The organism is Solibacillus faecavium (genome assembly GCF_014836905.1).
In the GTDB taxonomy this organism is placed as follows: domain Bacteria; phylum Bacillota; class Bacilli; order Bacillales_A; family Planococcaceae; genus Solibacillus; species Solibacillus faecavium.
This window is the reverse complement of record NZ_JACSPZ010000001.1, coordinates 348633-362992: the sequence shown is the minus strand read 5'-3', so window position 1 is coordinate 362992 and position 14360 is coordinate 348633. Positions and strand designations below refer to the sequence as shown.

Annotated in this window: 14 protein-coding genes; all 14 read left to right on the top strand. The window is 39.3% G+C overall.

The window, feature by feature from the left end; all coding sequences use genetic code 11:
- Window position 1: 1 nt before the first annotated feature.
- The 14 genes from smc (at window position 2) to H9635_RS01760 (ending at window position 14333) form a co-directional block, all read left to right on the top strand.
- Window positions 2-3565, top strand: a complete 3564-nt coding sequence (smc, locus tag H9635_RS01825; protein WP_191698436.1) for a chromosome segregation protein SMC — start codon at window positions 2-4, stop codon at window positions 3563-3565.
- A gap of 13 nt (window positions 3566-3578) precedes the next feature.
- Window positions 3579-4820 (top strand): signal recognition particle-docking protein FtsY, encoded by a 1242-nt coding sequence (gene ftsY, locus H9635_RS01820; protein WP_191698435.1) that lies wholly within the window; start codon window positions 3579-3581, stop codon window positions 4818-4820.
- Between the two features lie 134 nt (window positions 4821-4954).
- Window positions 4955-5290 (top strand): putative DNA-binding protein, encoded by a 336-nt coding sequence (locus H9635_RS01815; protein ID WP_191698434.1) that lies wholly within the window; start codon window positions 4955-4957, stop codon window positions 5288-5290.
- A gap of 12 nt (window positions 5291-5302) precedes the next feature.
- Window positions 5303-6661, top strand: a complete 1359-nt coding sequence (ffh, locus tag H9635_RS01810) for a signal recognition particle protein (protein ID WP_191698433.1) — start codon at window positions 5303-5305, stop codon at window positions 6659-6661.
- 94 nt (window positions 6662-6755) lie between these two features.
- Entirely contained in the window at window positions 6756-7028 is a 273-nt protein-coding gene (gene rpsP, locus H9635_RS01805; RefSeq protein ID WP_191698432.1) for a 30S ribosomal protein S16, read from the top strand.
- 27 nt (window positions 7029-7055) lie between these two features.
- Window positions 7056-7289 carry a KH domain-containing protein gene (locus H9635_RS01800; RefSeq protein WP_008403311.1) on the top strand — a complete coding sequence of 78 codons (234 nt, stop codon included), beginning with the start codon at window positions 7056-7058 and terminating at the stop codon, window positions 7287-7289.
- Window positions 7290-7538: 249 nt separating this feature from the next.
- Window positions 7539-8060 (top strand): ribosome maturation factor RimM, encoded by a 522-nt coding sequence (gene rimM, locus H9635_RS01795; RefSeq protein WP_191698431.1) that lies wholly within the window; start codon window positions 7539-7541, stop codon window positions 8058-8060.
- Complete coding sequence (gene trmD, locus H9635_RS01790; RefSeq protein ID WP_191698430.1) at window positions 8057-8785, top strand: tRNA (guanosine(37)-N1)-methyltransferase TrmD; 729 nt, start codon at window positions 8057-8059, stop codon at window positions 8783-8785. The genes rimM and trmD overlap by 4 nt, the downstream gene beginning before the upstream one ends.
- A gap of 131 nt (window positions 8786-8916) precedes the next feature.
- Window positions 8917-9261 (top strand): 50S ribosomal protein L19, encoded by a 345-nt coding sequence (rplS, locus tag H9635_RS01785; protein WP_191698429.1) that lies wholly within the window; start codon window positions 8917-8919, stop codon window positions 9259-9261.
- Window positions 9262-9440: 179 nt separating this feature from the next.
- Window positions 9441-10004: a signal peptidase I gene (lepB, locus tag H9635_RS01780; protein ID WP_318245167.1), complete on the top strand. Its 564-nt coding sequence runs from the start codon at window positions 9441-9443 to the stop codon at window positions 10002-10004.
- A 208-nt stretch (window positions 10005-10212) separates the two neighbouring features.
- Window positions 10213-11166 (top strand): ribosome biogenesis GTPase YlqF, encoded by a 954-nt coding sequence (gene ylqF, locus H9635_RS01775; protein ID WP_191698428.1) that lies wholly within the window; start codon window positions 10213-10215, stop codon window positions 11164-11166.
- A 186-nt stretch (window positions 11167-11352) separates the two neighbouring features.
- A complete protein-coding gene (locus H9635_RS01770) occupies window positions 11353-12126 on the top strand; it encodes a ribonuclease HII (RefSeq protein WP_191698427.1) in 774 nt (257 codons plus the stop codon).
- A gap of 3 nt (window positions 12127-12129) precedes the next feature.
- Entirely contained in the window at window positions 12130-14046 is a 1917-nt protein-coding gene (locus H9635_RS01765) for a hypothetical protein (protein ID WP_191698426.1), read from the top strand.
- Window positions 14043-14333: an EscU/YscU/HrcU family type III secretion system export apparatus switch protein gene (locus H9635_RS01760; RefSeq protein WP_191698425.1), complete on the top strand. Its 291-nt coding sequence runs from the start codon at window positions 14043-14045 to the stop codon at window positions 14331-14333. Before H9635_RS01765 ends, H9635_RS01760 begins: the two co-directional genes overlap by 4 nt.
- Window positions 14334-14360: the final 27 nt, after the last annotated feature.

Sequence of the window (14360 nt, the reverse complement as noted above, 5' to 3'; positions counted from 1 at the left end):
CATGTTCCTTAAGAGACTCGAAGTAATAGGTTTTAAATCTTTTGCCGAGCGAATCGGAATTGATTTTGTTCCGGGTGTTACAGCAGTTGTAGGACCAAATGGTAGTGGGAAAAGTAATGTAACAGATGCTGTTCGCTGGGTTTTAGGTGAACAGTCTGTTAAAAGTTTACGTGGTGCTAAAATGGAAGATGTTATTTTTGCAGGAAGCGAATCACGTAAAGCATTGAATTTTGCAGAAGTAACACTTGTACTGGATAATACGGATCAGCAAGTAGCGATACCATACACTGAAGTTAGCGTAACAAGACGTGTATACCGTTCGGGTGAGAGTGAATATCTGCTTAATAATCAGCAATGCCGCCTAAAGGATATAACGGACCTGTTTATGGATTCAGGGCTTGGAAAAGAAGCTTTTTCTATTATTTCGCAAGGACGCGTTGATGAAATTTTAAACAGTCGTCCCGATGATCGCCGCAGTATTTTTGAAGAAGCAGCTGGTGTACTGAAGTACAAACAACGCAAGAAAAAAGCGGAGCATAAGCTTGTTGAAACGGATGAGAATTTAAATCGTGTTCTGGATATTCTGCATGAAATTGATCAGCGTCTGGAACCGTTAAAAATTCAAGCATCGAGCGCAAAAGATTATGTTCGAATGACAGAGGAATTAAAAGACTTTGATATTGCATTAATGGTGCATGATATCAGTGCATTTGAAAATACATTGCAAAATTACAATCAAGAACAGCAAAAGTTAAATACGTCCGAGAAGGAACATGCAATCGAAATATCAAAAGTTGAGCAACAGTTGCGTAAAATGCGTAATGAGTTAAAAGCAATTGATGATGTATTGGATAGTTCCCAAGAACAGCTTGTTGAAGCCAGTGCGGAAGTAGAACGATGGGAAGGACGAAAAGCGCTCTTTAATGAAAAGCGCTCCAATGCCGAAAAGCAAGCGCAACAATTGCGTGAAACTTTAACAGAAGCATCGAACACTGTTATTGAGTTGGAACAGGCAAAACTGGAAAAACATCAGCAATTTACTGAAAAACAAAAAATAGTTTCGCAAATTCGCTCTACCCTGAAACAAGTCGATCAGGCATTGACACGTTCAGCGTCTGAAATTGAGCAAGAAATTGAAGAAGCAAAAAATACGTATATCAATTTGCTTAATGAAGAGGCAACAGTTAAAAACGAATTAAAGCATATTGAGCAACAATTAACACAAGAGCAAGCATCTGTTGAACGAATGACAGGTCGTTCTTCGGAAGTCCAAAAAGATCTGACGGAAGCCCTATTGGCAAAGGAAACGACAGAGCAGGCACTTCAGCAGACGTCACTATCTGTTAAAGAGCAACTTAGCCAATTTGATGTCATGCAAGCACAATTAAAAACAGCTTCGTCCGATTTAGATGAAAAGCAGGCACTATTATATAAAGCGTATCAACACCATCAGCAATTAAAGGCACGAAAAGAAACATTAGCCGAATTAGAGGCTGACTTCTCCGGATTTTTCCATGGCGTTAAGGAAGTGTTGTTAGCGCGGGATCGCGGGGAACTGCATGGTATTGAAGGCGCTGTAGCAGAACTAATTCAAGTTGAAGCAAAGTATTCTCAAGCAATTGAAACCGCATTAGGTGCAGCATCTCAGCATATTGTTACAGTAAACGAACAACATGCTCAAAAGGCAATAAGCTGGCTAAAGCAAAAGCGGGCAGGACGTGCAACATTTCTACCGAAAACAGTTATGCGTTCCCGAAAAATTAATGCACAACAACTGAGTGATATTCAATCACACCCGGCTTATATTGCATTAGGATATGAGCTTGTTAGCTATGCGCAGGAAAATACGACAATAATTGAAAATCTTTTAGGTAATGTACTTGTAGCCTCTTCATTAGAAGGCGCGAGTCAAATAGCTCGTTTATGTGGCTTTAAATACCGTGTTGTCACTCTTGAAGGGGATATCGTCAATGCAGGTGGTTCGTTGACAGGTGGTGCTTTAAAGCAACAAAGCTCACTATTTTCACGGAAAGCCGAGCTTGATAAACTTGTCGCTACATTAGAGGGAATGGAAGCAACAATCCGATCTGCCGAGCAGACAGTAGCAAAGAAAAAAGAACAAATTGCCGAAATGCGTCATGCATTGGAAGAGTTGAAGCTGCAAGGTGAGGCGATGCGGGAGCAAGAGCAGATTCATCGAGCAAAGCTTTTAGAGTTGGATATGATTGTAAAAAGTTTGCAAACGACTGCTACGATTACACAATCGGAGCAATCATCCGTTTCTACAAGGAAGCAATCGTTAAGTGTTGAGCAAAAAATTGCACAAAAACGATTAGCAGAATTGAGCGAAGAATTGCAGGAAATACAGCAAACGGTTGATGAACTCACACTCGCTAAAACTCAAAGTGAAACGCAAAAAGATGTATTGCGTGAACAGTTGGCAGTCCAACGATCAGAACTTGCAGTTGCACAAGAACAGTTAACACAAGTACAGGCATCCATTGCAGGAATTGAGCTTAACTTAGCGAAAGCACAAAATACGGTCGAAAAAATTTCCCAGGAAATAGAGTGGATCGAATCTGAAGATGGGTTAAACGGTCCTTCTGCAGATGAGTTGGCACAAACGATTATTCAATGGGTGACGAAAAAGGATGCATTAACAGATATTATTCAAAAAAACCGTACAACTCGTTCCGTTCTACACGAACAAATTACGGAAAATGAAATTCATTTACAGGAAATTCAGCGTGTACATAAAAGTTATGTGGATGCATTGCGATCGTTAGAATTAAAGCGCAGTCGTACTGAATTTGAAATGAATAATTTACAAGAGCAGCTACTTGAACAGTATGAGCTGGACTTCTTGACTGCTCAGGACGAAGTAATTGATATAGAGAACGAAGAAGATGTACGCCGTAAAGTAAAACTGTTAAAACAATCGATCGAGGAACTCGGTCCAGTTAACTTGTCAGCAATCGAAGAGTATGATCGTGTGCAGGAACGTTATACATTTTTAAGTGAACAACGAGAAGATTTAGTCTCTGCAAAAGATACGCTCCACAAAGCGATTGGTGAGATGGATGAAGAAATGACGGAACGGTTTAGCGACACATTTAGGCAAATTCGTCAGCAATTCGTTATTTCATTCAGGGAATTATTTGGAGGCGGTACAGCAGATTTAGTGTTGGTGGATCCAAATAATATGCTAGAGACAGGCATTGAAATTATTGCTCAACCACCAGGTAAAAAACTGCAGAGCTTAAGTTTGCTCTCAGGTGGTGAACGTGCATTGACAGCCATTGCTTTATTATTTGCTATATTAAATACGCGGCCTGTTCCATTCTGTATTTTGGATGAGGTTGAGGCGGCATTGGACGAATCGAATGTAGCCCGATATAGCGATTATTTACGTAAATATAGTGAGCATACACAATTTATCGTCATTACTCACCGTAAAGGTACGATGGAAGGTGCGGATGTTCTATATGGTATTACAATGCAGGAATCAGGTGTGTCGAAGCTTGTTTCGGTAAAACTGGAAGAACAAACGGAATTAGTAATGTAAGGGAGTGTCATAAATGAGCTTTTTTAAACGACTAAAAGAAAAGCTAACTGGCGGCAACGAGGAACTGGAACAAAAAGTTGACCAACCAGAGCTTGATGAACAGCAACCGGCTGATAAGCCCGAACCTGAATTAATTGAAGAAACGGCAGTTCAAAACTCCGTGGAACAAGAAGCGGTTGAAGTAGAAGCTTCAAATCAAGAAGAATCGACTCCTCAGGAAGAACCGGAACTGAGCGATAATGATACAGCGTTAGTAGTTGTTGAGGAGCAAGTGGAAGAAAAGAAACCTTCCGCATGGTCCATAACACAAAAATTCAAAGCCGGTTTGGAAAAGACGCGTAATTCATTTACTTCCAAAGTGAATGATTTAGTAGCCCGTTACCGTAAAGTTGACGAAGATTTCTTTGAAGAACTTGAGGAATTACTACTACAGGCAGACGTAGGCTTTGAAACGGTTATGGATTTAATGGATAAGTTGCGCTACGAAGTACAGCGTCAAAATATTAAAGATACAAACGGTATTCAATCTATTATTTCTGAGAAATTAGTTGAAATTTATGAGTCTGGAGAAGAAAACTTAACGGACTTAAATATTCAGCAAGATGGCGATTTAACGGTTATTTTGTTCGTAGGTGTTAATGGCGTTGGTAAAACAACGACAATTGGTAAATTAGCGCATCGTATGAAATCTGAAGGTAAATCGGTTATGCTTGCTGCGGGAGATACATTCCGTGCGGGCGCAATTGATCAATTACAAGTGTGGGGCGAACGTGTTGGCGTGGAAGTAATTGCGCAATCAGAAGGTTCTGATCCTGCAGCAGTAATGTATGATGCAATTCGTGCAGCGAAAAAACGCGGTGTTGATATTTTAATTTGTGATACAGCAGGTCGTTTGCAAAATAAAGTGAACTTGATGAACGAACTTCAAAAAGTACACCGTGTCATTTCACGCGAGATTCCAAATGCACCTCATGAAGTACTATTGGCATTGGATGCAACAACAGGTCAAAACGCGCTTGTACAGGCACAAACTTTTAAAGAAGTAACGAATGTTACAGGCATTGTGTTAACGAAATTGGATGGTACTGCTAAAGGTGGTATTGTATTAGCTATTCGTAATAAATTGCATATTCCGGTAAAATTCGTTGGTCTTGGTGAAAAAATGGATGACTTACAGCCATTTGATGCAGAACGTTATGTATATGGATTATTTGCTGAAGGTCTGGAAAAAGAACTAGAGAAAATAGAAGATTAAATATAAGCGAGCAACAGATGGAATTTGTTGCTCGTTTTTTCCGTTAACATATCTCTTGGACAAGGAGATTACCTTGACAGTAAGTGCTCACAAGATTATGATAAGATAGACAAATTATGATTGGAGAGATAAAAATGCTACTTGAAAAAACAACACGCATGAACTTTCTCTTCGACTTTTATCAAGCATTATTAACTGACAAACAGCGCAGCTATATGGAACTTTATTACTTAGACGATCACTCGTTAGGAGAAATCGCCGAAAGTTATAATATTTCACGCCAGGCTGTTTATGATAATATTCGCCGTACTGAGGCGATGCTTGAAGAATATGAAGATAAATTAAATTTATTCGAAAAGTTTCAACAACGTCAACAAGTGCTAAAACAATTGACGGATGCGATACAAGATGAGGCTTCTACAATAGAAGCGAAACTGGCATTGGTTGAACAATTAAAGGAATCGGATTAGGAGGCGAACGAGTTGGCTTTTGAAGGTTTAGCAGAGCGACTCCAAGGTACGATCCAAAAGATTAAAGGTAAAGGGAAAGTTACGGAACAAGACGTTAAAGAAATGATGCGTGAAGTCCGATTTGCCTTAATCGAAGCGGACGTAAACTTAAAAGTAGTAAAAGAGTTCGTTAAAAAGGTTAGTGAGCGTGCGGTAGGCGTCGACGTTATGAAGTCATTAACGCCTGGTCAGCAAGTCATTAAAATTGTACAGGATGAATTGAAGAACTTAATGGGTGGAGAACAAAGCCCTATTAAATTTAGCAACCGTCCCCCAACAGTCATTATGATGGTGGGGTTACAAGGTGCCGGTAAAACGACGACTACAGGTAAATTGGCAAATGTATTACGTAAAAAATACAATAAAAAACCACTATTAGTAGCAGCGGATGTATACCGTCCAGCCGCTGTTCAGCAATTACAGACAATAGGGAAACAGCTATCTTTACCAGTGTTCTCACTTGGTACAGATGTCTCTCCAGTTGAAATTGCACGTCAAGCGATTGAACATGCAAAAGAAGAGCATCATGATGTTGTATTAATCGATACAGCTGGTCGTCTCCATATTGATGAAGAGCTGATGCAGGAACTGAAAGACATTCGCGGATTAAAAGAGCCGGACGAAGTATTTTTAGTTGTAGATGCGATGACAGGTCAAGATGCGGTAAATGTTGCGCAAAACTTTAATGAAGCAGTCGGCATTACGGGCGTTGTTTTAACAAAATTAGATGGGGATACACGTGGTGGTGCGGCTTTATCAATCCGTGCCGTTACTGAAAAGCCGATCAAATTTGTTGGTATGGGCGAAAAAATGGATGCATTGGAGCCATTCCATCCAGAACGCATGGCATCACGTATTCTAGGTATGGGTGACGTGTTATCACTCATTGAAAAAGCACAGGCGAACGTTGATATGGAAAAAGCGAAAGAACTTGAAGAAAAGTTTATGACGCAATCATTCACGTTTGACGACTTTATTGAGCAGCTTCAAGCCGTGAAAAAAATGGGACCGCTGGATGAATTACTAAAAATGATTCCAGGTGCGAACAAAATGAAGGGCTTAGATAATGTCAAAGTCGATGAAAAGCAAATGGGGCGCATTGAAGCGATTATTTATTCGATGACACCAAAAGAAAAGACAAACCCTGAAATTATTTCGGCGAGCCGCAAAAAACGTATCGCAACTGGTTCAGGGACGACAATTCAAGAAGTAAACCGCTTATTGAAGCAGTTTGAAGATATGAAAAAAATGATGAAACAAATGACAGGTATGACGCAGGGTAAAGGTAAGAAAAAGATGAAAATGCCTGGTTTAGATTCGTTATTTAAATAAAAAAATAGGGTGTTAAGAAAAAACACTTTACAAACCACTAAGACATTGATAATATAATATCTTGTGTGAAACTTATTCGGAGGTGCTATATAAAATGGCAGTTAAAATTCGCTTAAAACGTATGGGAGCTAAAAAATCTCCTTTCTATCGTATCGTAGTTGCAGACGCTCGTTCACCACGTGACGGTCGTCAAATCGAAACAGTAGGTACTTACAACCCACTTACAGTTCCAGCTACAGTACAAATCGATGAAGAGAAAGCTCTTAAATGGTTAGCTGATGGTGCAAAACCATCTGATACTGTACGTAACCTGTTCTCAGAACAAGGTATCATGGAGAAATTCCATAACGCTAAATACAGCAAATAATTCAATGATTAATTCGGAGGTGGCATTATGCAGCAGCTGATTGAAGCAATTGTTAAACCATTAGTCGATTATCCTGAAGACGTTCGTATTGAGACGGACGAAACTTCAAATCGAGTTGTTTATAAGCTTTTTGTTCATCCAGAGGATCGAGGGAAAGTAATAGGCAAGCAAGGACGTGTTGCGAAGGCAATTCGTACGATTGTGTACTCAGCAGCGGGCGGCCACCAGAAGAAAAAGACGTATGTCGATATATTGGATTAATAAAAGAAGGGTGGCATTTTGCTAACCCTTCTTTTTTTGTTATGATAATTCAATCAGCAATATTTTATTGAACAATTACAACTAGTTGATTGGAATGGAGGTGGCGACTCCAGCGGGAAGAGCAAAATTTATTTTGCGACGAAAGCGTAGCGTCAGGAGCACCGTCGCCTGAGACGTTCGTGTAAGGCCGTGCCCGCGGAAAGCGTCCGCCGAAATGGAAATCAACGGGATATTAAAGGTGGAATATATATGGAATGGTTTAATGTAGGACGTATTGTAAATACACATGGAGTTCGTGGAGAACTTCGGATTTTATCGACAACAGATTTTGAAGAAGAGCGTTTTGCTGTAGGTTCTAAATTAGCGGCATTTAAAAAGGATGATAAAAAGCCGACTTGGGTAACAATCGCTTCATCACGTCGCCATAAAAACTTTATTTTAGTAACATTTGAAGGAATGGAAAACATTAACCTAGTGGAGCCTTTTAAGGAAGGTCTACTGAAAATAACGATGGACCAGCTAGAAGAAGACGAGCTAGATGAAAACGAATACTATCACTTTGAAATTAAAGATTGTGAAGTGTTTTCGGAAGAAGGCGAATTAATTGGAGTTGTAACCGACATTCTGGAAACAGGTGCTAATGATGTTTGGGAAGTTAAAGCATCAGGCGGTAAAAAGCATTATATTCCTTATATTGAGGATATCGTAAAAGAAATCGATGTCGAAGAGAAGAAAATTATTATACATGTAATGGAAGGTCTATTAGAATGAAGATTCATGTATTGAGTTTATTTCCTGACATGTTTTCCGGTGTCTTTGGTGCATCGATATTAAAAAAGGCTCAGGAAAAAGGTGCGGTGGAGTTAGCAGTAACAGATATTCGGGACTATAGTGAAAATAAGCATAAGCAAGTTGATGACTACCCATATGGTGGTGGTGCAGGAATGGTATTAAAGCCAGAGCCAATGTTTAATGCTGTTGAGGCTATTACAGAAGGCCGCAAGCCACGCGTTATTTTAATGTGCCCACAAGGTGAGCGCTTCACCCAGAAAAAGGCAGAGGAATTAGCGAAGGAAGAAGATTTAGTATTCCTATGTGGTCATTATGAAGGGTATGATGAGCGTATTCGTCAATACCTTGTAACAGATGAAATTTCCATTGGAGACTTCGTGTTGACGGGTGGAGAGCTTCCAGCGATGACGGTGATCGACGCAGTGGTTCGCTTATTGCCAGGGGTACTTGGGCAGGAAGATTCACATATCCAGGATTCATTTTCTACAGGGCTACTAGAGCATCCACATTATACACGACCGGCTGATTTTAGAGGCATGAAAGTACCGGATATACTGTTGTCAGGTAATCACGCGAAAATTGATGCCTGGCGTGAGGAACAATCATTTGTCCGTACATTGGAACGCAGACCCGATTTGTTCGATGCATTAGAATTGACGGATAAACAATTGAAATTGCTTGAAAAGATTAAGAGTGAAATGTAAAGCAAAACTACTTGCAAGCTTGTAAAATTTATGATAAGATTCATTTTGTGCTTCTATGTAGGCACTGAATTACGGTGTTCCGCTGTGGCTGAGATTAGCGTGCAAGAGCATCTGTCCAAGGAGAGAAAACAATGTCAAACATTATTACAGAGATCACTAAAGATCAATTACGTTCAGACTTACCGTCATTCAAACCAGGTGACACAGTTAAGGTACACGTTAAAATCGTTGAGGGTACTCGTGAGCGTATCCAATTATTCGAAGGTGTAGTTATTAAACGTCGTGGTGGCGGAATTAGCGAAACTTTCACAGTACGTAAAATTTCTTACGGCGTTGGTGTAGAGCGTACTTTCCCAGTACACACTCCAAAAATCGCTAATTTAGAAGTAGTTCGTAAAGGTAAAGTACGTCGTGCTAAACTTTACTACCTACGTAACCTACGTGGTAAAGCTGCTCGTATTAAAGAAATTCGATAAGAACTATTTAGAAGGGGCTTGTATCTACAAGTCCCTTTCTTTCTTTCTCAAATAAATTGTATTAAATATACGTTTAAACACATAAAGCATATTAGTTGGATAAATAAATATAGGTTAGATTTTTGCTTGAAATACATATTTCGTATACAATAAATGTGATGAGCAAGGGGGATAGCTACGTGGAAAAAACTGAAAAAGAAAAAAATGAGCTGTGGGAATGGACAAAAGCTCTACTTATTGCGTTTGCAATTGCCGCATTTATTCGCTACTTTTTATTTACACCGATTGTAGTAGATGGGGATTCAATGATGCCAACCCTTGAGAATGGTGATCGGATGATTGTTAACAAATTTAGCTATAAAATCGGCGAGCCTAGTCGTTTTGACATCGTCGTATTCCACGCACCTGAACAAAAAGATTATATAAAACGCGTCATTGGCGTTCCAGGGGACTTTGTGGAATATAAAGATGACCAATTATACATTAATGGTGAAGCAATTGATGAGCCATATTTAGATGCATATAAAGCACAAATTAGCGAAGGCAACTTAACAGGTGACTTCTCCCTAAAAGATATTGATCCATCATTAGATGTAATTCCGGAAGGTTATGTATTCGTAATGGGTGATAACCGACGCTTCAGTAAAGATAGTCGTCATATCGGTATTGTAGAACAAAAGGAAATTATCGGTAATACGAGTATTATTTTCTGGCCATTAAGCGAGATTGAAATCGTAAAATAATATTTATCATTCTAAATTATAAATATTGTCTAAAATGAGGGGGATAGTTTAAACTCCTCATTTTTTTGTTTAAGAAATTATCATCATGACAATTGGAATAACTAAGCAATGGGTTTCTATTTTTAAAAAAATCGAGATGTCTGGGCTGAAAAAAGTAACACAATTGTGTGTGAATAAAGAGATGAATTATTTTCAGGAGGGTACTAATATGACAATTCAATGGTTTCCGGGACATATGGCAAAGGCGCGCCGTCAAGTATCGGAAAGTTTAAAGCTTGTAGATATTATTTTTGAACTGGTGGATGCACGTTTGCCTTTATCATCACGTAATCCGATGATTGATGAGGTAATTCACCAAAAACCACGTCTACTCGTTTTAAATAAACAAGATATGGCAGATGAGCATGAAACACGGCGCTGGATTCAATATTTCGCCGATAGAGGCTTCAAGGCAGTAGCTATCAACTCATTGGAAGGCAAAGGCTTACAGGCAGTAACAAAAGCTGCACAGGAGATTCTAGCTGACAAATGGGACCGTATGCGATCAAAAGGTATGAAGCCCCGTGCAATTCGGGCAATGATTGTAGGGATTCCGAATGTAGGGAAATCAACATTGATTAACCGTTTGGCAAAGAAAAACTTAGCGAAGACGGGAAATACACCAGGGATTACGAAGGCACAGCAATGGATTAAAGTCGGCAAGGAAATAGAACTTCTTGATACGCCAGGTATATTATGGCCAAAGTTTGAAGATCAGGAAGTAGGCTACAAGCTTGCTCTAACAGGTGCCATTAAAGATACAATTACTAATATGGAAGACTTGGCTGTATATGGCTTAAACTTTTTAGCGTTACATTACCCAGCCCGAATGGAAGAACGGTATAAAATTTCTTCTGTGTCTGAAGAGTTAGTTGAAACGTTTGATGCCATTGGAAAATTACGTCGTGTATTTGGACAAGGTGGAGAAATTGATTACGATCAAGTAGCAGTGTTGATTGTACGTGATATTCGTGATCAACATCTAGGAAAGCTCACATTCGACTTTGTATCTGAGCAAATTGAAAAAGAACAATTAGCAGAAGCGATTGAAAAAGAAAACGAAGAACGTCGAAAAAAAACAGCAGAACTTCGCCGCCAACAAAAACAGGAAACCGAGCAATAAAATTAGGAACAAAGCCTTTTTCATTATTTGAAAAAGGTTTTTTCTTTTATAATGAAAAGAATAGACGATATAACAGTTAGAACTATAGTTAAGTTGATTGGAGTTAAGGGCAATAACAAATAATATACCCATATGAAAATCAACTCTATAAAATTACAGTGAACTTATTAGATTAGAGGAATATAAATGAAAACAATCAAAGAGATTACAGAAGTATTAAAAGGATCTACGCAAATTGAGCCGTGGATGGATGAAATTGCACAAGATGACCGTGCAGGTGTAGTGAAAGTATGGGCGCAGTTTCAAAAACGTTTAGAAAAAATAGAGGTACTGCAAAAAGCACATGATGAAAAACTACAATTTGATGCAGGCTACCTACCATATGAAGATGCTTATATAGCAGGTACTGATGAGGCAGGACGAGGTCCATTAGCAGGACCTGTTGTAACAGCAGCAGTTATTTTGCCAAACTACTGTCAAGAGTTGCTAGGTGTTAATGATTCGAAGCTATTGTCAAAGGAAAAGCGTAAAGAGTATGCCGAGCGAATTAAAAAACATGCACTATACTATGCCGTTCATTTCCAAAGTGTTGAAGAAATTGATCGACTTAATATATATGAGGCGACACGGCAATCGATGTTAAAAAGTATAGAAGCACTTGAGGCAACGCCACATTTTATTTTAGCGGATGCAATGTCGCTTCCAGTAGCGATTCCCCAAGCTTCAATAATAAAAGGTGATGCACGCAGCTTAGCAATTGCAGCGGCGTCCATTTTAGCAAAGACAGCACGTGATGAGTATATGGAAAACTTGGATATACAATACCCTCAATACGGATTTGCCCAACATGCTGGCTATGGTACAAAGCAACATTTAGAAGCACTCCAGCAGCATGGACCGACAGTTCATCACCGAAAAACATTTGAACCGATTAAATCGATGCTTCAAAGAAGGGAGTAACGCATGAACTTTGCATCATCAAATTCCATTCAAACGAATATGGCACAACAAACGACAGTAAATCAGCCATTATCATTGAAACAAGATCAAATATTTCACGGGACGATTAAGCAGCTGTATCCAAATCAAATGGCGGAAGTTCAAGTCGGTAATCAAAAGCTCATGGCCAAGCTTGAGGTGCCTTTAAAGTTAGGGGACGCGCATTTCTTTCAAGTAACAGCAACTAATCCACAAACAGAGTTGAAAGTTGTAACAGGACCTATGTCGCAATCAATGACATCTGGACAACAAATATCCCAGCTATTGGACACGATGAATTTACCAAAAACAAATGAATTGCAACAAGTACTCTCGCATTTTATAAAGAACCAGCTCCCCCTTGCAAAAGAACAGTTGCTAGCTGCAGAAGGCTGGATGAAAGCCTTGCCTGCTGGAGTGGATAAAAACAATGCTCTGCAAGCATTGCAACGAATGGTTGAGTTAAAGATGCCATTTACAAATACAGTATTTCAAGCATTAACGCAAGGAATAAAAACTGATGGATTATCTACCAATTTGGCAAATTTGGCCCAGCTGTTGGCAAATCAGCCTGGTGGGAATGAAACGATTAAAACAAATTTACGTCAGCAAATTGAACTCCTTGCAAAGCCATTGAACAATGAAACAGGGGGCCTACTTCTTGCACGTGCTACACAAACATTAGTAGATAATAGTGCGCCGATTTCCTCCAAGCTTCAAGCGCTAACCATCTTAAAAGAAGCCGGTATTTTACCGCAAAATGCGAATCTACAAAATTGGCAAACTGTTAATCTGCAAGCAAACCAGCAATCTATTAATCAGTCTCCTGCAACACCGCTATTAAAGGAAGCAGGGCAAATGCTACAGCAGTTGGCCCAAACTGCTCCTAAGCATATAAAGCCGATGCTGGACCAGGTAAAGGGTTGGATTAACAATGATAATCTGTTATCCCAAACACAAAAGCAACAATTACAGCAATTATTGGGACGTTTTGAGCAGTTACCTGCAACAAGGCAGGCAATAGAAGTACTGACTAATCAAGTACAGCAACAATTGACAAGTGGTTACAGTGAAAGTGTGACGTCAAGGTTATTTGTGCAAAATGACCAGGGGATTTCAGCAAAGGATCAACTTCTTTCATTGATTAAGCCCGATTCTAATCTTACGCTAGCTGATCAGCTCTTGCGAAATTTAGTGAAAGTTACAGCTGATAGTCCACAACCAGTCATGCAAAGTACCCTTACTCAAGCTGAAGCGCAAGTACAGGCAGCGGTAGATAGCCGTGCAATGGAACAAGCAATAAAAACAATTTTAAAAGGGCTAGGAGTTAGCTATGAGGCAACGCTTGCAAATAAGGCAGGAGATATTCAGGCGATTACACAGCAGCTTAAACCGCAACTATTAGCGCTTCTTCAAGACGTACAGACACCCACGGTTTTAAAGGACACGGCTGAAATGGTAATGGCCAGGCTTAATGGCATGCAGTTGTCTTCTGGGGAAAACGGGCACCAACATCAACTTGTAATGCAACTGCCATTGGACTTTTTTGGTAAGAAAATGGATGCAACACTTCAATGGAATGGCCGCATGAAGGAAGATGGTAAAATTGATGCTAATTTTGCGCGGATTATGTTTTATTTAGATATGGAATCCCTGCAGCAAACCGTCATTGACATGCAAGTGCAAAATCGAGTAGTGACAATTAATGTATATAATGATATTCCACATTTGGATTCATTAGCTGAATCATTAAAAGCTACATTAAAAACTGGTTTACTTGAAAAGGAATATACATTGTCCGGTTTATTTATCAAACCTTTTGGAAATCAGGAATTAAAAACTGACACAAAACTTTCAAAACAATTGGAAGATCAACAAGGCGGTGTGGATATTCGGGTATGAACGAAAAAAAATATGTGCGAAAAGAAGCAATTGCCCTATCATATGATTCTCAGAAAAGTAGTGGACCTACTGTTGTCGCAAAAGGGAAAGGTAAAATTGCCGACAATATACTAGAGAAAGCCTCAATGCATGATGTGCCTATATATGAAGATCCAAACTTAGTGGAACTGCTTGGCCAACTGGATTTAAATACCTCCATACCAGAGGAACTGTATCAGGCTGTTGCTGAAGTATTTGCCTTTATTTATCACTTGGATGAGAAGCATAAGCTAACGCTAAATAAGTGAAATTTATCTATTTAGTAGAATATATCT

Excerpts from the sequence above, each read along its gene's own strand:
- smc (WP_191698436.1), top strand. The coding sequence starts at position 2 with ATGTTCCTTAAGAGACTCGAAGTAATAGGTTTTAAATCTTTTGCCGAG.
- ftsY (WP_191698435.1), top strand. The coding sequence starts at position 3,579 with ATGAGCTTTTTTAAACGACTAAAAGAAAAGCTAACTGGCGGCAACGAG.
- H9635_RS01815 (WP_191698434.1), top strand. The coding sequence starts at position 4,955 with ATGCTACTTGAAAAAACAACACGCATGAACTTTCTCTTCGACTTTTAT.
- rpsP (WP_191698432.1), top strand. The coding sequence starts at position 6,756 with ATGGCAGTTAAAATTCGCTTAAAACGTATGGGAGCTAAAAAATCTCCT.
- H9635_RS01800 (WP_008403311.1), top strand. The coding sequence starts at position 7,056 with ATGCAGCAGCTGATTGAAGCAATTGTTAAACCATTAGTCGATTATCCT.
- rimM (WP_191698431.1), top strand. The coding sequence starts at position 7,539 with ATGGAATGGTTTAATGTAGGACGTATTGTAAATACACATGGAGTTCGT.
- trmD (WP_191698430.1), top strand. The coding sequence starts at position 8,057 with ATGAAGATTCATGTATTGAGTTTATTTCCTGACATGTTTTCCGGTGTC.
- rplS (WP_191698429.1), top strand. The coding sequence starts at position 8,917 with ATGTCAAACATTATTACAGAGATCACTAAAGATCAATTACGTTCAGAC.
- ylqF (WP_191698428.1), top strand. The coding sequence starts at position 10,213 with ATGACAATTCAATGGTTTCCGGGACATATGGCAAAGGCGCGCCGTCAA.
- H9635_RS01770 (WP_191698427.1), top strand. The coding sequence starts at position 11,353 with ATGAAAACAATCAAAGAGATTACAGAAGTATTAAAAGGATCTACGCAA.
- H9635_RS01765 (WP_191698426.1), top strand. The coding sequence starts at position 12,130 with ATGAACTTTGCATCATCAAATTCCATTCAAACGAATATGGCACAACAA.
- H9635_RS01760 (WP_191698425.1), top strand. The coding sequence starts at position 14,043 with ATGAACGAAAAAAAATATGTGCGAAAAGAAGCAATTGCCCTATCATAT.